The sequence below is a fragment of the Marinactinospora thermotolerans DSM 45154 genome, from assembly GCF_900167435.1.
Classification (GTDB): domain Bacteria; phylum Actinomycetota; class Actinomycetes; order Streptosporangiales; family Streptosporangiaceae; genus Marinactinospora; species Marinactinospora thermotolerans.
Map to the genome: position 1 here is coordinate 49733 of NZ_FUWS01000003.1, position 20435 is coordinate 70167.

Annotated in this window: 20 protein-coding genes, 1 tRNA gene and 1 riboswitch; of the genes, 7 read left to right on the forward strand and 14 right to left on the reverse strand. The window is 71.2% G+C overall.

Annotated features, from left to right (window positions below):
• Positions 1-68: 68 nt before the first annotated feature.
• A complete protein-coding gene (locus tag B5D66_RS05770; protein WP_078760941.1) occupies positions 69-1082 on the reverse strand; it encodes an LLM class flavin-dependent oxidoreductase in 1014 nt (337 codons plus the stop codon).
• 119 nt (positions 1083-1201) lie between these two features.
• On the opposite strand from B5D66_RS05770, the gene B5D66_RS05775 reads away from it, so the two are divergent.
• A complete protein-coding gene (locus B5D66_RS05775; RefSeq protein WP_078760942.1) occupies positions 1202-2035 on the forward strand; it encodes a hypothetical protein in 834 nt (277 codons plus the stop codon).
• A gap of 80 nt (positions 2036-2115) precedes the next feature.
• Here the strand turns inward: B5D66_RS05775 and groL are convergent, their stop codons facing one another.
• The 3 genes from groL to thrC all read right to left on the reverse strand — a co-directional run bounded on the left by groL (position 2116) and on the right by thrC (position 5660).
• Positions 2116-3741 carry a chaperonin GroEL gene (groL, locus tag B5D66_RS05780; RefSeq protein ID WP_078760595.1) on the reverse strand — a complete coding sequence of 542 codons (1626 nt, stop codon included), beginning with the start codon at positions 3739-3741 and terminating at the stop codon, positions 2116-2118.
• A gap of 301 nt (positions 3742-4042) precedes the next feature.
• Positions 4043-4321 carry a ubiquitin-like small modifier protein 1 gene (locus B5D66_RS05785; protein WP_078760596.1) on the reverse strand — a complete coding sequence of 93 codons (279 nt, stop codon included), beginning with the start codon at positions 4319-4321 and terminating at the stop codon, positions 4043-4045.
• A gap of 70 nt (positions 4322-4391) precedes the next feature.
• Positions 4392-5660, reverse strand: coding sequence for a threonine synthase (gene thrC, locus B5D66_RS05790; RefSeq protein WP_078760597.1), 1269 nt, complete (start codon positions 5658-5660; stop codon positions 4392-4394).
• Positions 5661-5672: 12 nt separating this feature from the next.
• Positions 5673-5814, reverse strand: a riboswitch (SAM riboswitch).
• Positions 5815-6128: 314 nt separating this feature from the next.
• Here thrC and B5D66_RS05795 point away from each other — a divergent pair.
• From B5D66_RS05795 to B5D66_RS05805, 3 genes are all read left to right on the forward strand, one after another.
• Positions 6129-7568, forward strand: a complete 1440-nt coding sequence (locus B5D66_RS05795; RefSeq protein WP_078760943.1) for an alpha,alpha-trehalose-phosphate synthase (UDP-forming) — start codon at positions 6129-6131, stop codon at positions 7566-7568.
• A 211-nt stretch (positions 7569-7779) separates the two neighbouring features.
• Positions 7780-8433, forward strand: coding sequence for a ClpP family protease (locus B5D66_RS05800; RefSeq protein ID WP_078760598.1), 654 nt, complete (start codon positions 7780-7782; stop codon positions 8431-8433).
• A complete protein-coding gene (locus B5D66_RS05805; protein WP_078760599.1) occupies positions 8430-9041 on the forward strand; it encodes an ATP-dependent Clp protease proteolytic subunit in 612 nt (203 codons plus the stop codon). Before B5D66_RS05800 ends, B5D66_RS05805 begins: the two co-directional genes overlap by 4 nt.
• Before the next feature lie 33 nt (positions 9042-9074).
• On the opposite strand, the gene B5D66_RS05810 is transcribed toward B5D66_RS05805, so the two are convergent.
• The 3 genes from B5D66_RS05810 to B5D66_RS05820 all read right to left on the reverse strand — a co-directional run bounded on the left by B5D66_RS05810 (position 9075) and on the right by B5D66_RS05820 (position 10759).
• Positions 9075-9419 carry a helix-turn-helix domain-containing protein gene (locus tag B5D66_RS05810; protein ID WP_078760600.1) on the reverse strand — a complete coding sequence of 115 codons (345 nt, stop codon included), beginning with the start codon at positions 9417-9419 and terminating at the stop codon, positions 9075-9077.
• A 123-nt stretch (positions 9420-9542) separates the two neighbouring features.
• The gene (gene otsB / locus B5D66_RS05815; protein ID WP_078760601.1) at positions 9543-10364 is read right to left on the reverse strand and encodes a trehalose-phosphatase; all 822 of its coding nucleotides are present in this window, start codon (positions 10362-10364) and stop codon (positions 9543-9545) included.
• Between the two features lie 77 nt (positions 10365-10441).
• Positions 10442-10759, reverse strand: a complete 318-nt coding sequence (locus tag B5D66_RS05820) for a DUF3263 domain-containing protein (RefSeq protein ID WP_078760602.1) — start codon at positions 10757-10759, stop codon at positions 10442-10444.
• Between the two features lie 73 nt (positions 10760-10832).
• Here B5D66_RS05820 and B5D66_RS05825 point away from each other — a divergent pair, with 73 nt between their 5' ends.
• On the forward strand, positions 10833-11687 hold the full coding sequence (locus tag B5D66_RS05825) for an SAM hydrolase/SAM-dependent halogenase family protein (protein WP_078760603.1): 855 nt from the start codon (positions 10833-10835) through the stop codon (positions 11685-11687).
• Between the two features lie 124 nt (positions 11688-11811).
• Positions 11812-13041, forward strand: a complete 1230-nt coding sequence (locus B5D66_RS05830) for a S8 family serine peptidase (protein ID WP_078760604.1) — start codon at positions 11812-11814, stop codon at positions 13039-13041.
• Positions 13042-13098: 57 nt separating this feature from the next.
• Here the strand turns inward: B5D66_RS05830 and B5D66_RS05835 are convergent, their stop codons facing one another.
• The 4 genes from B5D66_RS05835 to cysS all read right to left on the reverse strand — a co-directional run bounded on the left by B5D66_RS05835 (position 13099) and on the right by cysS (position 17027).
• Positions 13099-14121 carry a serine hydrolase domain-containing protein gene (locus B5D66_RS05835; protein ID WP_078760605.1) on the reverse strand — a complete coding sequence of 341 codons (1023 nt, stop codon included), beginning with the start codon at positions 14119-14121 and terminating at the stop codon, positions 13099-13101.
• A gap of 276 nt (positions 14122-14397) precedes the next feature.
• A tRNA-Thr gene (locus B5D66_RS05840) sits at positions 14398-14470 on the reverse strand.
• A gap of 43 nt (positions 14471-14513) precedes the next feature.
• Positions 14514-15485: a 23S rRNA (guanosine(2251)-2'-O)-methyltransferase RlmB gene (gene rlmB, locus B5D66_RS05845; RefSeq protein ID WP_078760606.1), complete on the reverse strand. Its 972-nt coding sequence runs from the start codon at positions 15483-15485 to the stop codon at positions 14514-14516.
• 138 nt (positions 15486-15623) lie between these two features.
• Entirely contained in the window at positions 15624-17027 is a 1404-nt protein-coding gene (gene cysS / locus B5D66_RS05850; protein ID WP_078760607.1) for a cysteine--tRNA ligase, read from the reverse strand.
• 326 nt (positions 17028-17353) lie between these two features.
• On the opposite strand from cysS, the gene B5D66_RS05855 reads away from it, so the two are divergent.
• Entirely contained in the window at positions 17354-18427 is a 1074-nt protein-coding gene (locus B5D66_RS05855) for a hypothetical protein (protein ID WP_235000801.1), read from the forward strand.
• A gap of 46 nt (positions 18428-18473) precedes the next feature.
• On the opposite strand, the gene ispF is transcribed toward B5D66_RS05855, so the two are convergent.
• The 3 genes from ispF to phoU form a co-directional block, all read right to left on the reverse strand.
• The gene (gene ispF / locus B5D66_RS05860) at positions 18474-18953 is read right to left on the reverse strand and encodes a 2-C-methyl-D-erythritol 2,4-cyclodiphosphate synthase (protein ID WP_200813543.1); all 480 of its coding nucleotides are present in this window, start codon (positions 18951-18953) and stop codon (positions 18474-18476) included.
• A 23-nt stretch (positions 18954-18976) separates the two neighbouring features.
• Positions 18977-19459: a CarD family transcriptional regulator gene (locus B5D66_RS05865; RefSeq protein ID WP_078760609.1), complete on the reverse strand. Its 483-nt coding sequence runs from the start codon at positions 19457-19459 to the stop codon at positions 18977-18979.
• A 247-nt stretch (positions 19460-19706) separates the two neighbouring features.
• On the reverse strand, positions 19707-20369 hold the full coding sequence (phoU, locus tag B5D66_RS05870; protein WP_078760610.1) for a phosphate signaling complex protein PhoU: 663 nt from the start codon (positions 20367-20369) through the stop codon (positions 19707-19709).
• Positions 20370-20435: the final 66 nt, after the last annotated feature.

A 20435-nucleotide genomic window follows, 5' to 3' on the forward strand; every position in this document is an offset into this window, starting at 1 on the left:
GCGAGAAAAGTACTCCTATCGCACCATCTATATACTTTTGTCGCTTTTCCGGGGGTCGGGCGGCCACTTCAGGCCAGAGCCGCGACCCGGGCCAGGCGCCGGTAGGAATCGAGCATCTCCTCCCGGTCGAACGTGCTGGTGGTCACCAACAGCTCGTCGGCGCCCGTACGCTCGACCAGCCCCTCCAGCGCCTGAGCCACCTCCTCGCCCGTCCCGTGGACGTGGCCCCGCATCGCGGCGTCGAACCGCTCCCGCTCCTGCCGGGACATCACGCGCCCCTCGATCTCCTCCGCGGGCTCCAGCGGAGGAAAGACGCCATGGACCCTTGCGTGGGCGTTCGCCCACGCCTCCGGCACCAACAGCGACCGGGCGCGCTCGGCGCTCTCGGCGACCGCGACGTTGCCCGACACCACCACGTAAGGGGCCTGGGACCACACCGAAGGGCGGAACCGCTCCCGGTAGCGGGCGATCAGATCGACCATCCGCCCCTCCCCTCCCACCGGGGCGACCACCAAGGGCAGTCCCAGACCCGCCGCGACCAGCGCGCCCTCACCGGTGGCCAACAGGAAGGGCGCCGGCCTCAGCCCCTCCCCCGGATAGGCCCGCACCCCCGAAGGGCGGGACGGGTCACCGGTGAAATAGCCGAGCAGCTCGGCCAGGCGCTCGGAGAAGTCGGCGGTCGCGTCCATGCCGGTGCCCAGGGCCCGTCTGATGGCCCCGGTGAAGGCGAGGGAACGCCCCACCCCCATGTCGATACGCCCCGGGTGCAGCGCCTGGAGCACGCCGAACTGCTCGGCCACCACGAGCGGCCGGTGGTTGGGAAGCATCACTCCCCCCGTCCCCACCCGGATACGCGAGGTGGCCGCGGCGACCGCCGCGGCGAGGACCGTGGGCGCGGGACCGGCCAGCCCGGGGACCCCGTGATGCTCGGAGACCCAGAAACGGTGGTAGCCCAGCTCCTCCACCCGCCGAGCGAAACGCACCGTCTCCCGGACCGCTTCGGCGGGTTCCCGGCCCCGGCGGACACTGGATCGGTCGAGGACGGACAGGGGGATCGAACGCAGTCGTCGTGAGGTCGCCACGTCGTTGCCAACACCACGGAACACCGGGAATTCCAGCCGTGGGGGAAACTTCCGGCATCGGACCACCGATCGCCCCGATCCACAGTGACACGGCCGATACCTTCGGTAACTTCGCGACCGTGCCCACACGAGATCACGAGATCCTGATCCAGATGTTCCGCAACGCCCCCTCCCTGGCTCCGGCGCTGCTGAACGAGGCCCTCGGGATGAGGATCCCCGACCATTCCGAGTCCAGGGTCGAGCCGGGAGACCTCACCGACTGCGAACCCACCGAATACCGCGCCGACGCGGTGGTCACGCTGCGCTCCGACGGCCCGGTGCTGGCCGTGGTCGTGGAGATCCAACGCGGACGCGACCCCGGCAAGAGGCTGACCTGGCCCGTCTACCTGGCCACGGTCCGCGCCCGGTTGAACTGTCCCGCCGTGCTGCTGGTGCTGTGCCCCGACGAGTCGACCGCGACCTGGTGCGGCTCCCCCATCGACATGGGGCATCCGGGTTGGGTCCTGACCCCCCTGGCCGTCGGCCCGGACACGATTCCGGCTCTCACCGATCCGGAGCGCGCGGTCCGCTCACCCGAGCTGGCCGTGCTGTCGGCCCTCGCCCACGGTGAGGACCCCCGGGTGCTCGACGCGCTCGAACACTCGCTGCGATCGATCGATGACGCACGGATGCGGCTCTACACTGACTATGTGCTCGCGGCGCTTCCCGAGACCGCCCGGAAGTACCTGGAGGAACTGATGGCAACGGGAACCTACGAATACCAGAGCGACTTCGCCCGCAAGTACGTGGCCGAGGGGAAGGCCGAGAGCGTCCTGGCCGTGCTCTCCGCACGCGACATCCCCGTCACCGACGAGGCTCGCCAGCGCATCACCACCTGCACCGACCTCGACCTCCTCGACACCTGGCTCCGCCGCGCCGCCACCGCCCACACCACCCACGACATCTTCGGCTGAGGACGCCCCGGCGGCCGCATGATCGCGAAAGGGCGGCCCCCGTGCGGGGACCGCCCTTCTCGACGTGGGAGCGAACGGACTTAGAAGTCCATGCCGCCCATGTCAGCGCCCGGGGCGGCCGGAGCGGCCTTCTCCGGCTTCTCGGCGATGACGGCCTCGGTGGTCAGGAACAGACCGGCGATGGAGGCCGCGTTCTGCAGCGCGGAACGGGTGACCTTGGTCGGGTCGATGACGCCGTCCTTGAACAGGTCGGTGTACTCGCCCGTGGCGGCGTTCAGGCCGACGCCCGCCTCCAGGTTCTTCACCTTCTCCGCGACGACGCCGCCCTCGAGGCCGGCGTTGATCGCGATCTGCTTCAGCGGCTCCTCGACGGCGCGGCGCACGATGTCGGCGCCGATGGCCTCGTCGCCCTCGAGCTCGAGCTTCTCGAAGGCCGGGACCGAGGCCTGGAGCAGCGCGACACCACCACCGGGGAGGATGCCCTCCTCGACGGCCGCCTTCGCGTTGCGGACGGCGTCCTCGATGCGGTGCTTGCGCTCCTTGAGCTCGACCTCGGTGGCGGCACCGGCCTTGATGACCGCGACACCGCCGGCCAGGCGGGCCAGGCGCTCCTGGAGCTTCTCACGGTCGTAGTCGGAGTCGGTACGCTCGATCTCGGAACGGATCTCGTTGACCCGGCCGGCGATCGAGGCGGCGTCACCGGCACCGTCGACGATGGTGGTCTCGTCCTTGGTGACGACGACCTTGCGGGCGCGGCCGAGCAGCTCGAGCTCGGTGTTCTCGAGCTTGAGGCCGACCTCCTCGGTGATGACCTGGCCGCCGGTCAGCACGGCGATGTCGCCGAGCTGGGCCTTGCGGCGGTCACCGAAGCCGGGGGCCTTGACCGCGACGGACTTGAAGGTGCCGCGGATCTTGTTGACGACGAGGGTCTGCAGGGCGCCGCCCTCGACGTCCTCGGCGATGACGACGAGCGGACGGCCGGCCTGGAGGACCTTCTCGACGACCGGCAGGAACTCGTTGTTGTTGGAGATCTTCTGGTTCGCGATGAGGATGTAGGGCTCCTCGAGAACCGTCTCCATGCGCTCCAGGTCGGTGGCGAAGTAGGGCGAGATGTAGCCCTTGTCGAAGCGCATGCCCTCGGCCAGCTCGAGCTCCAGACCGAAGGTCTGGCCCTCCTCGACCGTGATGACGCCTTCCTTGCCGACCTTGTCCATGGCCTCGGCGATGATCTCGCCGATCTGGGTGTCGCCGGCGGAGATGGAGGCCGTGGAGGCGATCTGCTCCTTGGTCTCGATGTCCTTGGAGAGGTTCGCCAGCTCCTCGCTGATGCGGGCGACGGCGGCGTCGATACCGCGCTTCAGACCGATCGGGTTGGCACCCGCGGCGACGTTGCGCAGGCCCTCGCGCACCAGCGCCTGGGCGAGGACGGTGGCGGTGGTGGTGCCGTCACCAGCGACGTCGTCGGTCTTCTTCGCGACCTCCTTGACCAGCTCGGCCCCGATCTTCTCCCACGGGTCCTCGAGCTCGATCTCCTTGGCGATGGAGACACCGTCGTTGGTGATGGTCGGCGCGCCCCACTTCTTCTCAAGGACGACGTTGCGGCCCTTGGGGCCGAGCGTGACCTTGACGGCGTCAGCGAGCTGGTTCATGCCGCGCTCGAGGCCGCGCCGGGCCTCCTCGTCAAACGCGATCAGTTTGGCTGCCATAAGAGTTCTTGTCCTCCCGAGACCGGGCTGGTACGCATTGGAACGAGCCGACGCCCGCGACGGACGGCCACCGTCCCACCGACAACCCGTCTGCCGGGGGATGCGGCCTCGTCGCCTCGATCCAGGATTAGCACTCGATGTCTCAGAGTGCTAACGGTCCCATTTTTAGCACTCACCACCGGCGAGTGCAAACGCCTTCGCCAGGAATTCGCCCCCCTCTTACCAGCAGGTCAGGGGAGGAAACGGAACCGGCCCGCCCCGCCGGACGGGCGGGAACGGGCCGGGAACGGACAGGCGACGCTCAGCAGCCGCCGGCCACCGCGGGGATGACCGACACCTGGCTGCCCGCGGGCGTGGCGGTGTCGAGCCCTTCGGCGAACCGGACGTCCTCGTCACCCACGTAGACGTTGACGAAGCGGCGGATCTTGCCCTGGTCGTCGAGAATGCGCGCCCGGATGCCGGGGTGGTTCGCCTCAAGGTCGTCGAGGACCTCCCTGAGGGTGCTCCCCTCGGCGGTGACCTCGGCCGCGTCCTTGGTGTAGGTGCGCAGGATGGTGGGCACGCGAACGCTGACGCTCATCTTCGGGATGTACTCCTCGTGCTGGCCGGAGCGATCCGGCGGTCTGGGTGGGACGGCGGACGGACCCGGCCTACAGCAGGCCGGCCTCCTTGAACGCGCGCAGGGAGGGCGGGATGGTGGCGGTGACGCCGGTGCCGCTCACCGCGTTGAGCGTCTTGAGGCCGTCACCGGTGTTGAGGACGACGGTCTCGGCGTCGGGGTCGATGTCCCCTTGGGCGACCAGCTTGCGCAGCACACCGGTGGTGACCCCGCCGGCGGTCTCGGCGAAGACGCCCTCGGTGCGGGCGAGCAGGCGGATCGAGTCGACGATCTCGTCGTCGTCGACGTGCGCCACCGCGCCGCCCGTACGCCGGCAGATGTCCAGCACGTAGGGGCCGTCCGCCGGGTTGCCGATGGCCAGGGACTTGGCGATGGTGTCGGGCTTGACCGGCTGGATGACGTCGTGGCCGTCCTCCCAGGCCCGCGCCACCGGTGAGCAGCCCGTGGCCTGCGCCCCGAACACCTTGTAGGGCCTGTCCTCGACCAGGCCGAGCGCGATCAGCTCCCGGAAGCCCTTGTCGATCTTGGTGAGCTGGGAGCCCGAGGCGATCGGGACGACGATCTGGTCGGGAAGCCGCCAGCCGAGCTGCTCGGCGATCTCGTAGGCCAGCGTCTTGGAGCCCTCGCCGTAGTAGGGCCGCAGGTTGACGTTGACGAAACCCCAGTCCTCACCCGCCGGGTCGCCGATGAGCTCGGAGCAGAAGCGGTTGACGTCGTCGTAGTTGCCGTCGATGGCGACGACCCGGCCACCGTAGACGGCGGCCATGACGACCTTGGCCTCTTCGAGGCCGGCCGGGATGAACACGCACGAACGGAACCCGGCGCGGGCCGCCGCCGCCCCCACCGCGCCGGCCAGGTTGCCGGTGGAGGAGCAGGACAGCGTCGTGAACCCGAAGTTGCGCGCCGCCTCGACGGCCATGGCGACGACGCGGTCCTTGAAGGAGTGGGTGGGGTTGGCCGAGTCGTCCTTGACGTGCAGCGAGCGCAGCCCGAGTTCGGCGGCGAGGCGGTCGGCGCGCACCAGCGGGGTCAGGCCCGGGTTCATGTTCGGGAGTTCGCGGACGTTGGCCGGGACCGGCAGCAGGCCCGCGTAGCGCCAGATGTTGTTGGGGCCGCGCTCGATGGACTCGCGGGTGATGTCGCCGAACTCGTAGGCCACCTCAAGAGGGCCGAAACAGAACTCGCAGGCGAAGCGCGGGCCGAGGTCGTAGCGCTCACCGCACTCGCGGCAGGAGAGCGCGACGGCGGGGCCGAAGGCGGCGGAGGTGGGCGTGCTGGGTTCCGTGGCGGTTACCGCCATGCGAGGCGTCTCCCCTCATCTTTACCCGTGGACCACTTTGGTCCCGGGCCGGAGTTGGCACCTGTCCCGGCCGCCTCGCACCTGACGAGCAACGTGTACCGAGATGGTTGCCGGGGCTTCGTAGGGCCGGTCCCTCCACCCCTCTGGATGAGCAATATGAAGTTGTCGGGAAAAGCGGATTCCTGAATCCGTTGGTCACTGTAACCGACCGCCTCGCGGTTTTTCCAGCCGGGTCCGGGAGTTCCCCCGGCCCCCGAAACCGGAGGTGATCAACCGCCCCGGCGGGGCAGCAGATGGTAGGGGGGCCACCCCACGTCCTGGCGGTGGGGCGAGCGGGGACGTGTTTGCGCCGCATCCGTCCGGGTGAGACTCACCACGTCACTACCGCATACCCCGCTCTGTCCCACTGCCCGATCCATGTAGTTAAGTAGGGGTTCCTTGCAATTCACGGGAGAGGTGGACGATCAGGTGGACAAGGCGCAGATCCTCGTCGCTTCCAACCGGGGTCCGGTTTCCTTCTCGGTCGACGATGACGGTTCCCTGAGGTTCCGTCGTGGCGGCGGTGGTCTCGTCTCCGGGCTGAGCTCGGTCGCCGGGGACGCCGACACCCTGTGGGTGTGCGCCGCGCTCTCCGACGCCGACCGCAAGGCGGTCTCGGAGTCTCCCGAGGGCCGCATCGACCAGGCCGGCTTCGATCTCGGCGGTGCCCGGGTGCGGATGATCGACATCCCGGCCGCCACGTTCGCCAACGCCTACAACTCGGTCGCCAACTCGACGCTGTGGTTCGTCCACCACATGCTCTACGACACCCCGAACAAGCCGCTGTTCGACGCCGGTTTCCGCACCGAGTGGGACGACTACCGCGCCTACAACGCGGCGTTCGCCGAGGCGCTGGTCACCGGCGCCGCCGACGGCGCCAAGGTCGCGGTCCAGGACTACCATCTGGCGCTCGTCCCCAGGATGATGCGCGGCCGCCGCCCCGACCTGCGTATCGCGCACTTCTCCCACACCCCCTGGGCCCCGCCCGAGTACTTCCGGATGCTGCCGGCCGACATCGGCCGGGAGCTCCTGGAGGGCATGCTGGGCGCCGACCACGTCGGTTTCCTCAGCCGGCGCTGGGCCGACGCCTTCCTGCGCTGCTGTGAGACGTTCCTGCGCGCCGACGTCAACTGGGACAACCGGACCGTGGACTGCGGTGGGCGGATCGTCCGGGTGGGCGTGCACGGGCTGGGCGCCGACGCCGAGGGGCTGCGCGCCCGGGCCGCGGCCGAGGACGTCGCCGAACGCCGCGCCGCCCTGCGGGAGATGGTCGGCGACCGCCGGCTGATCCTGCGCGTCGACCGCACGGAACTGTCCAAGAACATCGTCCGCGGCCTGGCCGCCTACCGTGAGCTGCTGGTGAAGCGGCCCGAGTGGCGCGAGCGCGTCACCCACCTCGCCTTCGCCTACCCCAGCCGGGGCGACGTCCCGGAGTACCGGGCCTACACCGAGAGCGTGCGCCGCCTCGCCGAGGAGATCAACGCGGAGTTCGGCACCGACGACTGGACGCCGGTCGTCTTGGAGGTCAACGACGACTACGCGCGTTCGCTGGCCTCCTACCAGATCGCCGACGTGCTGCTGGTCAACCCCATCCGCGACGGCATGAACCTGGTCGCCAAGGAGGGGCCGGTGCTGTCGCAGGAGGGCTGCGCGCTGGTGCTGTCCACGGAGGCCGGAGCGGCCGACGACCTGGGCCGTGACGCGATCCTGGTCAACCCCTACGACGTCAGCGAGACCGCCGAGGCGCTGCACACCGCGCTGTCGATGCCCGACGCCGAGCGCCGTGAGCGCTGCACCCGCCTGGCCGAGGCGGCCGTCGCGCTGCCGCCGCAGCGCTGGTTCGCCGACCAGCTGCGCGCCCTGGTCTGAGAACACGACGCGACGGCGGACGCCCGCGGCGGGACCTCCCGCCGCGGGCGTCCGCCGTCGCGTTCGGGCGCCTCTCCTCCCCTCTGCCCTGAGCAGATCTCCGCAGGGCAGAAACGCTCGCCGGCGCCTTCCCCCAAGGCGCAGCCTGGAGGGGACCGGCCGGGAGCGGGCGAACGCGCCCGCCCACCGCGGCCGCGAGAAGGAGGAGATCATGCTCGTGACACCCCCACGGCTCGCCGCGTCGGAGATCGGCGCGGCACCGTTCGACGACCACGTCGCCACCCGGCTCCTCCACGGCCGGATGGTGGTCCTGGGCACCCAGGTGGACGAGGCGAGCGCCAATCGCGTCTGCGCCCAGCTGCTGCTGCTCGCCGAGGAGGACCCACGGCGGGACATCGTCCTGTGCGTCAACAGTCCCGGCGGCTCGGTCCACGCCGGGATGGCCGTCTACGACACGATGCGCTTCATCCCCAACGACGTCGTGACGCTCGGGATGGGCATCGCCGCCAGCATGGGGCAGTTCCTGCTGTGCGCGGGAACGCCGGGCAAGCGCTACGCCCTGCCCCACACTCGCGTGATGATGCACCAGCCCTCCGGCGGGCTGGGCGGCACCGCCGCCGACATCGCCGTCCAGGCCGAGAACCTCGCGCACACCAAGTCGACGATGCAGCGGCTCATCGCCGAGCACACCGGTCAACCGCTCGAACGGGTCGTGGCGGACCAGCGCCGCGACCGGTGGTTCACCGCCGAGGAGGCCAGGGACTACGGGTTCGTCGACCAGGTCGTGCGCAGCGCCGCGGAGCTGGGCGGCGACGCGGCCCGCCGGTTCGGGTTCAGCGCGGACGGGCGGGGGGCGCGGGCGTGAGCGGGCGTTACACCGTGCCGATGGTGGTCGAACGCACCCCGTCGGGGGAGCGCTCCTCCGACGTGTTCAGCCGCCTGCTGTCGGAGCGGATCGTCTTCATCGGCACACCGATCGACGACGACGTCGCCAACGTGGTCATGGCGCAGCTGCTGCACCTGGACCACGAGAGCAGCACCGGCGACATCCAGCTCTACATCAACTCCCCGGGAGGGTCCACCACCGCGTTGACGGCGATCTACGACACGATGCAGTTCGTACGCGCCGACGTCGCGACGTTCTGCATGGGCCAGGCGGCCTCGGCCGCGGCGGTGCTGCTCGCGGCCGGAGCGCCCGGCAAGCGCATGGCGTTGCCGCACTCGCGGGTCCTGCTGCACCAGCCTTCGGCCGAGGGTCGGGGCGAGGCCGCCGACCTGGAGATCCAGGCGGCCGAGGTGCTGCGGGTGCGGGCGGAGATCGAGGAGATCCTGGCCCTGCACACCGGGCAGAGCGTGGAACGGCTGCGGGAGGACACCGACCGGGACAGGATCTTCACCGCGCGCCAGGCGCAGGAGTACGGCCTGGTCGACGGGCTGGTCGCCACGCGCCTCCCCGCGGTGGCGCCCCGATGAGACGCCACCGCGACACGGCTCCACGGCCCCGGGTCAGGCCGCCAGCGCCATGGCGCGCGGAGCGCTCCCCCGCATCGGGCGCATCGGGGGGTGGGCCGGTGCGGCGGTGAGCTCGCTGTGCAGGCCGCCCAGGAGATCGACGAGGTGGAGGCCGAGCGCCCGGTACACGGCCGCGAGCACCTCGGAGGAGGGCTCCTTGCGGCCCCGTTCGATCTCGGAGAGGTAGGGCAGCGACACCTGGGCGGCCTCGGCGACCTCGCGCAGCGTGCGCCCCTGCTCCAGGCGGGCACGGCGCAGCACGGTGCCGATGAGATCGCGCATCAGCGGCTCGCCGTGGACCTGGGGGAGGGGGGTGGCCGGTACCGGGCGTTCGCTCATGGGTCCTCCGCAACCGGATCGAACGGTGTGGCTGGACCCGACCCTAAGGTCTTCCCGGGGGCCACACCACGGTTTGGTCCCCGCGGGCGCCCGGTTCAGCGCGCGGCGTAATCCAAGGCCGGTTCAGCCGTCCTTGACCGCTGCGGCCAGCTCCTCCAGAAGCTCCACGACACCGGCCGGGCCGGTCACGACCAGGTCGGCTCGTTCGGCGAGCGCGACGACCTCGTCCGAGCCGCTGCACACGGTCAGCCCGGCCACCCCGCGCTCGCGTGCCCGTTCCACCGCGTCGAAGGCGGCGAGGTCTCCCAGGTCGTCCCCCGCGTAGAGCACGGATCCGGCGCCGCGCTCGGTGAGGAAGGCGGTCAACGCCGCCCCCTTGTCCATGCCGGGCGGGCGCATCTCGATGACCATGCGCCCCGGTTCGATGGCCAGGCCGGTGCGGGCGGCCAGCTCGGTCAACGGCGCGCGCAGCAGGTCCAGCGCGGCGTCGGGGTCGGGGGTCCGGCGGGTGTGCACGGCCAGCGCGTGCTCCTTGTCCTCGATCCAGGTGCCCTCGGGCGCGCCGCAACGGGACAGCAGCGCGGGCAGCTCCGCGCGGACGGTCGCCACACCGGGCGGGGGCTCGGGAACGTCGATCCGCCCCGCCTCCCAGCGCTCCCTGCCGTACTGGCCGAGCACGACGATGCCGGGGACCTGCGCCAAGCCCCCGTATTCGACCGCGGTCGCGGCCGGCCGCCCGGTGACGATGACGACGGTGTCGACCAGCGGGGCGAGCCGGCCCAGCGCCGGGACGACACCGGGGTGGGCGCGGGCCTGCCTGGGGTCGGGGACGATGGGGGCGAGCGTTCCGTCGAAGTCGAACGCGAGGACGGCCCGACGCGGATCGGACAGGATCTGTTCCAGCGCCTGTACGCCTACGGTGGTCCGGGGAGAGGGCAGGGACATCGGGTGGCTTCCGGTTTCGTGGTCCTCGTCGCCGCGCGGTGCCGCGCGGGCGGGAGTTCGCGGCTGCGCCGCGGCCCCTAGAGCTGGATGCCCAGCATACGGGCGGTGCGCTGGCGGCGACGGTCGGCGCGCAGCCGGCGGATCCGCTTCACGGTCATCGGGTCGTGGGCCAGCGCCTCGGGCCGGTCGATGAGACCATTGAGCAACTGGTAGTAGCGCGTCGGGGAGAAGCCGAACTCGTCACGGATGGCCTGTTCCTTGGAGCCTTCGAACTTCCACCACTGGCGTTCGAACGCGAGGATCCGCTGTTCGCGTTCGCCGAGATCGGTCTCTCCTGTGGCCCCGTCCGCTGGGAGATCTGATGTTCCTCGGGAAAAAGGCCCGACATCTGACATTGGGCGGCTCCTCGTCCGGATTGGCGCGACTTATCGTAGCGACTCCGCTTGAGTGTTGAGGGGGAGAACATCCATGACTGACCTCGGGGGGAACAGATACCTGTCCTTCCTGACCGACTACGGAACCCTCGACGGCTTCGTGGCGATCTGCCACGGGCAGATGCTGCGCCACGCCCCGCACGTCCGGGTCATCGACATCACCCACGAGATCGCGCCGGGCAACGTCCGACGTGGTGCGACGGTGCTCGCCGAGACGCTTCCCGAACTTCCTCCCGGGGGCGTGCACGTGGGCGTGGTGGACCCCGGGGTGGGCACCCGACGGCGCAGCGTGGCGATCGCCGCGGGCGGTCACGTGCTCGTCGGCCCCGACAATGGGCTGTTGCCCTGGGCCGCCGACGCGCTCGGCGGCGCGGAGGCGGTGTGGGAGCTGACCAACGAGGACCTGTGGCGCCGTCCCGTGTCGGCGACCTTCCACGGCCGGGACGTCTACGCGCCCGTGGCGGCGCGGATCGCGGCGGGGCTGTCGCCGGCCGAGACCGGGGAGCGCATTCCTCCGGAGTCCCTGGTCCGGCTTCCCCCGCCACGTCGTTCGGTCACGGCCGGTACCGCCCTGGGAGAGGTCCGGGCGGTCGACCGGTTCGGCAACTGCCAGCTCTCCCTGCGCGGTGACGACATGGAACGCCTCGTCCCCGGGGGCACACCGGCCACTGTGGAGGCGGCGCTGCCCTGTGGCGTGCGCGAGCTTCCCGTCACCACCACGTTCGGCGCCGTCCCCGAGGGCCGACCGCTCCTGTTCGTCGATTCCGCCGGGTACGCCGCGCTCGCCGTCAACGGCGGTGACGCGGCGGCCGTCCTCGGGCTGACCGTGGGCGACCACGTCACCCTGCGCGCGGGAGGACGGTCCCGGCCCGGGCCCCGCGGGGTCTAGGCGCGTGACGGCAGAGGCAAGTGGTGCACTCGTGACAGAATGACCAGCGCCTACGGGGGCACGGCAAGGGCGACGAAGTACGACATCAGCCCGGCCGAAGGGATCGCGGGAGGGGTAGTCCGCCATGCGCAGGCACAGGATCGTCACATCCGCCGTCCTAGGGGCGTGCACCGCGCTGTCCGGGAGCCTCCTCGCAGCCGCTCCCGCGACCGCGGCGCAGGCGACCGAGGGCGTGCAGGACCTACGACTCGACCAATGGGGCCTGGAGGCGATCGGCGCCTCCGACGCCTGGGAGACCACACGCGGCGCCGGGGTGACGGTCGCCGTGCTCGACACCGGTGTGGACGACACCCACCCCGACCTCTCGGGCTCCGTCGCCTTCGGCCCCGACCTCACCGGGCAGGGCCGCGAACCCGGCAACGGCTACGCCGGGGAGCACGGCACGATGATGGCGGGGATCATCGCCGCCAGCGGACACGGCCGGGAGCACACCGGCGGTGTCATGGGGGTGGCCCCTGAGGCGGGGATCCTGTCGATCCGGGTCGCCTCCGACGAGGGCGTCCCCTCCGCGACGCCCGGTTCGATGGCCAAGGGGCTGCGCCACGCGGTGAGCCAGGGCGTGCAGGTCATCGTGGTCCCCATCGGCGACGGCGCGGACGAGCCTGGAGAGGCCGAGCGACAGGCCATCGAGTTCGCCCAGGACCACGGCGTACTGGTCGTCGCGGCCGGCGGGGTCGGCGGGGTCGCCGACTTCACCTCCTCCCCGGAGTCCTACGAGGGGGTGCTCACCGTCGCCCCCGTCGGCCAGGACCAGGCCCCGGCGTCCCCCGCGCCGGAGGGCGTGGCGCTGACCGCGCCCGGCGCGCAGATCACGACGACCGGACTGGACGGCGGCTACGCCGACGCCTCCGGCGGTGGCGCGGCCGCCGCCTTCACCGCCGGTGTGGCCGCCCTCGTCCGCGCCGAGCACCCGCAGCTACGTCCCGAGCAGGTGGCGGAGGCCCTGGTCACGGGGGCCGACACGGCCCAGGGGGCGGGTGCGCCCCTGCTCAACGCTCCCGGCGCGCTGGAGGCCGCCGGGCGGATCGCCCAGGACGTCCCCCCGTTCGATCCCGAACTCGCGCAGGAGGCGGACGAGGGGCTGCCGGTTCCCGCCTGGACGTTGTGGGCCGGCGGCGCGCTCGTGGTCGTGGTCCTGGCCGTCGTGGGCGTCCTCACGCTGCGACGCCGGCTCGCCAACCCCTACGACCTGCCCGAGCGTGAGCCCGCGCAGGAAGCGCAGGAGGAGCGGGAGGAACGGCCTCGGCGCGGTCGGCGCCGCAAGACACGTGGACGTGGGCGCGAAACGTCCTGATCCGACGTCTCCCGCCCCGCTCGTCCCTCCCGGCCGAACGGGGCGGGCCGGCGCTGTTCAGGCGACCAGGGAGGCCCGTACGGCGGCGCGGAGGTCGAACAGCCCGACACGGCGCCGTCCGTGGTACACCGCGTTCGTCAGCAGCCCCACGTACCGTCCGGTCTCGGGATAGAGGTAGAGGCTGGTCCCGGTGTAGCCGTTGTGGTAGACGAGCCCGTCGTCGGTGACCAACCAGGCCAGTCCGCGCGAGAACTCCTCCCCGACCGGCACGTGCGGGCGCCAGCTCTCCCGGACGAAGCCGGTGAGGGGCTGCGGCCCCCCTTCGCCGTCGTAGGTCCGCAACAGTTCGCGCGCGAACGCGCCCAGGTCGGTCGCCGTGGTGAACACGCCGGCGTGCCCGGCCACGCCGCCCATCAACGCGGCGGACTCGTCATGGACGACCCCCCAGGTCGGCGCCGCCCCGGGAATGCGCCGTTCGGTCGGGGCGACAGAGGGCGTGCGGGGAAGCGGACCGTAGGTGGTCGCCGACAGTCCCATGGATCGCCACGTCTCCTCGGCCAACCGGTCGAGGGGTGCGCCGAAGAGCCGCTCCAGCAACAGTCCCAGCAGGATGAACCCGCGGTCGATGTAGCGGTAGCCCGTGTCGTCCAACGGTTCGCTCAGGATGGCCTCGGCGAGATCCTGTCCCGTTCCGACGTAGCGCTCCAGCCAGGTCACCGGGTTCAGCCGGGAGGTGTGGGTGAGGATCTGCCGGGCCGTGACCCCATCGCCCGGTCGGGGGCCTCCGGGAAAGTAGGACCCCATGGGCGCGTCCAGGTCGAGCGCCCCGTCGCCGACCGCCAGCCCCACGAGCGGCCAGGTCGCCATGACCTTGGTCAGGCTCGCCGTGTCGTAGTAGACGTCGGGCGCCGCGATCGCCTCGCCGCACTCCCGGGCGATCCCGCCCACCGCGACGAACTCCCACATGCTGTCCGTTCCGACGACGGCCACCCCGCCCGGTAACCAGCCGGCGTCCACCATGACCTTCAGGACGCCCCGGATCTCCGTTCCCGTCTGCGCAACCCAGTCGCCGTCCCGCACCTGTCCTCCTCGCCGCTCTCCCCCCACCGAGCGGATACCCGCCCGGAATGGGAACGTCACCCGATTTCCGATCGTGCCGGGACCCGATGACCTCGAAAGGCCCATCCGAAACACGAATCAATGGTCGGATCCGTCCGCTGACGTCACGGGACGCGGAATCGGCAGCCACCCCGTCCGAACGCGGAAAGGCGGGCCCGGACTCCCGGACACAGCGGGGAAGAAGGGGGCGAAGACGCCGATGGCCGGCCCCTGAGCGGGGCCGGCCATCGCACCATGAGCCGGCGAGGGGACTTGAACCCCTAACCTGCCGCTTACAAGGCGGCTGCTCTGCCAATTGAGCCACGCCGGCCGGATGCCCGAAGGGCACCCAGACGAATGGTACCGGCTCGTGACTACGCTTCGGACAACCTGCGCCGCGCCACCTCGTACAACGACACCCCGGCCGCGACGGAGGCGTTCAGCGACTCCGCGCCGCTGATCGGGATGCTCGCCACCTCGTCGCACGTCTCGCGGACCAGGCGCGACAGTCCCCTGCCCTCGGAGCCGACCACGATCACCAGCGGCCCCGTCGCCAGTTCCAGGCCGTCCAGCCGGACCTCTCCCTCGGCGTCCAGCCCCACGACGAACAGGCCGGCCTTCTTGTAGGCCTCCAGCGTCCGGGTGAGGTTCGTGGCCTGGGCGACGGGGAGCCGGGCCAGGGTGCCCGCCGACGTCTTCCAGGCCGCCATCGTCACCCCCGCGGCGCGGCGCTCGGGGATCAGCAGGCCATGCGCGCCGAACGCGGCCGCCGAGCGGGCGATCGCCCCCAGGTTGTGCGGGTCGGTGACACCGTCCAGGGCGACGATGAGCGCCGGCGTCTCGTCCTCCAGCACGCGGTCGAGCAGGTCCTCGGGCTCCCAGTAGCGGTAGGCGGGCACCAGCAGCGCCACCCCCTGGTGCGCGGCGCCCGGCTGCCCGTTGCTCTCGCAACGCCGGTCCAGCTCGGGGCGGGTGATCTCCGAGATCTCGATCCCGGCCTCCCCGGCGAGCCGGGCCGCCTCCGTGACCCGCTCGTCGCTGTCGAGGTTGGTGGCCAGGAACAGCCGGTTCGCCGGCATTCCGGCACGCAGCGCCTCGACCACCGGGTTACGGCCGACCAGCAGCTCCGCGCCGCCGGCGCGGCGAGCGCCACGCGGATCGCGGCGGGTCCCGCCGGAGGCGGGCGCGGCGGACTCGTTCTTGCGCTTGGCGGCGCGAGCCCGCTGCTTGTCGTCGTACCAGTGTCTCTTCTCGGCGGGCAGCGTCCCCTTCTTCCCTTCCAGGGAACGTCGCCCCTTGCCGCCACTGCCCTTGGTCGGGCCCTTCTTGCTGTGCTTCGCCGTCATGGGACGCGGTCCTTTCCGTTCGCTCGTGCAGCGCGGGTGCGCGATCGCCGCGCGTGCCTGCGTGCACGCGGCAGAGCCGCGGCCTCCCCGGCCGCGGCCCTCGCTGTCTCGTGATGTTCGTTCCTGGCGGCGCGGCGGCTACCCGCGCTTGAGTTCCCAACGCGGTCCGTGTGGCGTGTCCTCGACCAGGATCCCGGCCGCGCCGAGACGGTCGCGGATCTCGTCGGCCGCGGCGTAGTCCTTACGGGCCCGCGCGGCCTGGCGCTGTTCCAGCGCCACCGTGACCAGGGCGTCGACGACCTCGCGCAGCCCCGTGTCCTCGGCTCCGGCCCACTGCTCCGACAGCGGGTCCAGGCCGAGCACGTCGAGCATGGTGCGCAGCCTCGCCGCGATGCCGGCGGCGCGTTCCTTGGCTCCCTCGGCCAGGGCGGAGTTGCCCTCGCGGACGTGGCCGTGGACCACGGCCAGCGCCTGGGACACCCCCAGGTCGTCGTCGAGGGCCAGGGCGAACTCGTCGGGCACCGTGGCGGCCGGCTGGATTCCCCCGGTGACCTCGGCCACCCGGGTGAGGAACCCCTCGATGCGCTGGTAGGCCGCCGCGGCCTCGGCGAGCGCCTCGTCGGAGTAGTCGATGATGGACCGGTAGTGGGCCTGGCCCAGGTAGTAGCGGAGCTCGACCGGGCGGACCTTGCGGACCATCTGCGGGATCAGGAGCGAGTTGCCCAGCGACTTGCTCATCTTCTCGCCGCCCATGGTGAGCAGGCCGTTGTGCAGCCAGTAGCGGGCGAACCCGTCTCCCGCGGCCCGGGACTGGGCGAGCTCGTTCTCGTGGTGGGGGAAGACCAGGTCGAGGCCGCCACCGTGGATGTCGAACGTGTCGCCGAGGTACTTGGTGGCCATGGCCGAGCATTCGAGGTGCCAACCGGGGCGGCCGGGTCCCCAGGGCGTCCGCCAGCTGGGCTCGCCGGGTCGGGCGCCCTTCCACAACGCGAAGTCGCGGGGATCGCGCTTGTCGCGTTCGCCCTCGCTGTCGGCGGCGGCCCGCATCTGATCGATCCGCTGGTTGGAGAGGGAGCCGTAGTCGGGGAAGGAGCGCACGTCGAAGTAGACGTCGCCGGAGCCGTCGGCGGCGGGGTAGGCGTGACCGCGGTCGATCAGCCTGCGCATCAGCTCGATCATCTCGGGCACGTGCCCCGTGGCGCGCGGCTCGACCGTGGGCGGTAGGCAGCCGAGCGTGTCGTAGGCCCAGGTGAAGGCCCGCTGGTTACGTTCGCTGACCTGCCACCACTGGATGTCCTCGGCCTTGGCGACGCGGATGATCTTGTCGTCGATGTCGGTGACGTTGCGGCAGAAGGTGACCTCGTAGCCGCGGTAGGTGAGCCAGCGCCGCAGGATGTCGAAGTTGACCCCCGAACGGATGTGTCCGATGTGCGGCGGCGCCTGCACCGTGGCACCACACAGGTACAGCGAGACACGTCCCTCGTGCAGGGGCGTGAAGTCGCGGACCGTGCGGGCTCGGGTGTCATAGAAGCGCAGACTCACGGTCTCAAGGGTAGCCGTTTCCCCACCCCTCACGGAGGGGTTCGCGACCGACCTCTTCTCCCCGTTCCGCCATCGGCCTCCGTTCCGCCGCCCGGAGGCGGGGATCCTGCCCGGAAACCGGGCGTCCGTAACCAAAGGAGTGTTGTGCGGAAAATCCCGACGTCCTCCGTCCGGGCCTGTCCTCCCCGCCCTTCCCGGACGGTGCAGGCGTCCGCCACCTGCGGGAATCCCGGTCCCCGGTGCTCCGCCACGTCCCCGGGCGACCGTCTCGGCGCGCACCGGTCCCTCGTGCCACCGGGGCCTCCTGGGCTAACCTGCTGCGCACGATGGCCGCTCATACCTCCTCGAAGCCCCCAGCCGACAGGCCCGCAGAGCGCGGGTCCCGCTCCGGCTCCCGCGTCGGCGCCATCGCGCTGGCCGGGATCGCCGTCCTGGTGATCGCCGCGAGCGCCATACTGCTCTCCTACAACGGCATCTACCAGATCGCGCTCCAGGGCAACATCGATCCGCCACTGGCCCACGTCTTCCCCGGTGTGTTCACGCTGTTGCTGCTGGTGGCCTTCTGGACCACCTACCTCCTGCGGGACGCGCCCCGGGCCCAGCGCATCTGGGTCGACCTGTTGATCCTGCTGCTCATCCTGCTGGCGGCGGCCGCCAGCGCGCTGCGCTCGCTGGACTACCGCCTGCTGGAGCCGGTCGCCGTCGTGGTCGTCGCGGGCGCCCCGTGGCTGGCCCTGCTGATCGCGTTCCGGCTGTGGCTGTGGATCATCGCGCACCTCCGCGGCGAGATCCCCGCGCGCGCCCGCGTCGAAGACCCCGTGGCGGAGGACCCCGGCCACCCGGTCAGCTGGGAGGAGGAACCCACCCGGTCCATGGCCCACCCCGGCCGGTCGGTGCGGGTGGCGCCTCCCCACGAGCACACGGGGCCGGCCGGGTCCGATCCGCGCGACAACGACGACACCGTGCCGCTGCCCGTTGTGGAGGAGGGCCCGGAACGGGACACCGCCCCCTCGGTCGACGGGGACCGGACGCGCCCCGCCCCTGGCGGAGCGAGGGGGACGGACGACCTGCCCCGGCGCCGTCCCGGTGGCGACAACCCGATCAAGCGGGCGGCGGACCCGGTCCCCGCGCCCGTTCCCGCCCCGGCGCGCGACGCGGGGACGGCGCCGCCGGTGGACGGCGTGGACGACGGGTTCGTCCCCGACCCGCCGATCGACGATCCGGCGGGCGACGAGTCCTACAGCGAGGGGTCCGACGCCCCGGCCCCCGCCCACCCCCCGACACCGGAGCTGCGCAAGCGGGCGATGGTGCTCAAGCCGCGGCGGACCGTCCCCGAGGGCGTTCCGCCGGAACCCCCGTCAGGGCGGGTGCGCAGCGAGCCCACGCCCCCGGGCGGGTGACGCACGGCGCGGCGGGCGGGGACGGTACCCCGCCCGCGCGCCCGTCTCAGTTCGAATCGTCGGTCCGCACGCACAGCGCGGTGGCGATCGCGGCGATGCCCTCGCCCCGGCCCGTCAACCCCAGGCCGTCGGTCGTGGTGGCCGCCACCGTCACGGGCGCCCCCACCGCCTCGGACAGAACCTTCTCGGCCTCGGCCCTGCGCGGCGCGAACTTCGGCCGGTTGCTGACGATCTGGACGGCGACGTTGCCGATCTCGTAGCCGGCCGCCCGGACCCGCGCCGCGGTCTCGGTGAGCAGGGCGATCCCCGAGGCGCCGTGCCAGGCGGGGTCGGAGGTGCCGAACTGGGCACCGAGGTCGCCCAGCCCGCAGGCCGAGAACAGGGCGTCACAGGCCGCGTGGGCGGCGACATCGCCGTCGGAGTGGCCGCTCACGCCTTCTTCCCCCGGCCAATGCAGTCCGGCGAGGAAAAGGGGGCGACCCGATGTAAATGGGTGGACGTCGGTTCCGACGCCCACCCGTGGCATATTCCGCATCAAGACACTGGTTCTCAGTTGGTCAGAACCTCGTCGAGGAGCGCTTCGGCTTTGTCCTCGTTGGTCTTTTCGGCAAGAGCGAGTTCGCTCACGAGAATCTGTCGAGCCTTGGCCAGCATTCGCTTTTCACCCGCGGAAAGTCCGCGCTCCTTGTCACGCCGCCACAGGTCGCGAACCACCTCGGCGACCTTGTTGACGTCGCCGGAGGCGAGCTTCTCCAGATTGGCCTTGTAGCGCCGTGACCAGTTGGTGGGCTCTTCCGTGTGCGGCGCGCGCAGCACCTCGAAGACCCGGTCCAGGCCCTCTTGGCCAACCACGTCACGAACACCGACATCCTGGGCGTTCTCCGCCGGCACACGCACCGTCAGATCGCCCTTGTCGACCTTCAAAACGAGGTAGGTCTTTTCCTCGCCCTTAATGGTGCGAGTCTCGATAGCCTCAATGCGAGCAGCCCCATGATGGGGGTAGACAACGGTGTCGCCGACCTTGAAAGTCATGTGACAAGTACCCCTTCCGCTACCACAAGGGTACCACGAATCTGTGACTTAACGTACCTATTTGGTTTACGAACGCGCAGGTCAACACCGCTTTCCGCCCCTTGACAAAGCCTACCGCAGGTGCTTGCACACAGACGGGAAAGCACACGCCACGCCCTGCCGGCCGTGGCCGTCGCGACCCGCCGGGACGGCCCGCGCACCCTTTCCCGGGGGCCCGGAACGGCCCGTCGAGGCACGCCGCGACGGATCAGACCTCGGACTCGTAGTCCTTGGGCTTCTTTCCGGTCACCAGGTAGACCAGGTTGTCGGCGACGTGCACCGCGTGGTCGCCGAACCGCTCGTAGAACCGGCCGGCGAGGGTGACGTCCATCGTCGCCTCGACCCCGTGCGACCAGCCCTCGTTGAGGATCCGCTCGAGGAGCTTGCGACGCAGCCGGTCCATCCGGTCGTCGTCCTTGTCGAGCTCCAGCGCCGTCTCCGCGTCGCGGTCCGCGACGACCTCGCCGGCCTTGATGACCAGCAGCTCGGCCTGGTGCCCCATTTCCAGCACGATGGAACGCAGCTCGGTCGGGATGGCGGAGTCGGGGTGGCGGCGGCGGGCGATCTTGGCGATGTGGACCGCGTGGTCCCCCATCCGCTCCAGGTCGCCGGCCATGTGCAGCGCGGTGATGATGGTCCGCAGGTCCTTGGCGACGGGCTGCTGGCGCGCCATCAGGTCGAACGCGCTCTGCTCGATCTCCTCGTCGAGCCGGTTGAGCTCCTCGTCTCCGGAGATCACCTCCTGCGCGGCTGCCAGATCGGCGTCGAGCAACGCGGTGGTCGCGCGGGCGATCGCGTGGCGCGCCAGTCGTGTCATCTCGATGAGCCGGTCGCTGAGGGCGTCGAGGTCCTCGTGGTATGTGTCGCGCATGGTCAAATCGTCCCAGGTGGTAGTTGAATCATTTCAGAATCGATGGTGAACACTGCGGGAACCTCG

Coding starts and splice junctions, on each gene's coding strand:
- rlmB (WP_078760606.1), bottom strand. CDS start 15,485: ATGACGGCGAAGCACAGCAAGAAGGGCCCGACCAAGGGCAGTGGCGGC.
- groL (WP_078760595.1), bottom strand. CDS start 3,741: ATGGCAGCCAAACTGATCGCGTTTGACGAGGAGGCCCGGCGCGGCCTC.
- B5D66_RS05810 (WP_078760600.1), bottom strand. CDS start 9,419: ATGAGCGAACGCCCGGTACCGGCCACCCCCCTCCCCCAGGTCCACGGC.
- B5D66_RS05855 (WP_235000801.1), top strand. CDS start 17,354: ATGGCCGCTCATACCTCCTCGAAGCCCCCAGCCGACAGGCCCGCAGAG.
- thrC (WP_078760597.1), bottom strand. CDS start 5,660: ATGGCGGTAACCGCCACGGAACCCAGCACGCCCACCTCCGCCGCCTTC.
- B5D66_RS05825 (WP_078760603.1), top strand. CDS start 10,833: ATGACTGACCTCGGGGGGAACAGATACCTGTCCTTCCTGACCGACTAC.
- otsB (WP_078760601.1), bottom strand. CDS start 10,364: ATGTCCCTGCCCTCTCCCCGGACCACCGTAGGCGTACAGGCGCTGGAA.
- B5D66_RS05785 (WP_078760596.1), bottom strand. CDS start 4,321: ATGAGCGTCAGCGTTCGCGTGCCCACCATCCTGCGCACCTACACCAAG.
- B5D66_RS05865 (WP_078760609.1), bottom strand. CDS start 19,459: ATGACTTTCAAGGTCGGCGACACCGTTGTCTACCCCCATCATGGGGCT.
- phoU (WP_078760610.1), bottom strand. CDS start 20,369: ATGCGCGACACATACCACGAGGACCTCGACGCCCTCAGCGACCGGCTC.
- B5D66_RS05830 (WP_078760604.1), top strand. CDS start 11,812: ATGCGCAGGCACAGGATCGTCACATCCGCCGTCCTAGGGGCGTGCACC.
- ispF (WP_200813543.1), bottom strand. CDS start 18,953: ATGCCACGGGTGGGCGTCGGAACCGACGTCCACCCATTTACATCGGGT.
- B5D66_RS05800 (WP_078760598.1), top strand. CDS start 7,780: ATGCTCGTGACACCCCCACGGCTCGCCGCGTCGGAGATCGGCGCGGCA.
- B5D66_RS05820 (WP_078760602.1), bottom strand. CDS start 10,759: ATGTCAGATGTCGGGCCTTTTTCCCGAGGAACATCAGATCTCCCAGCG.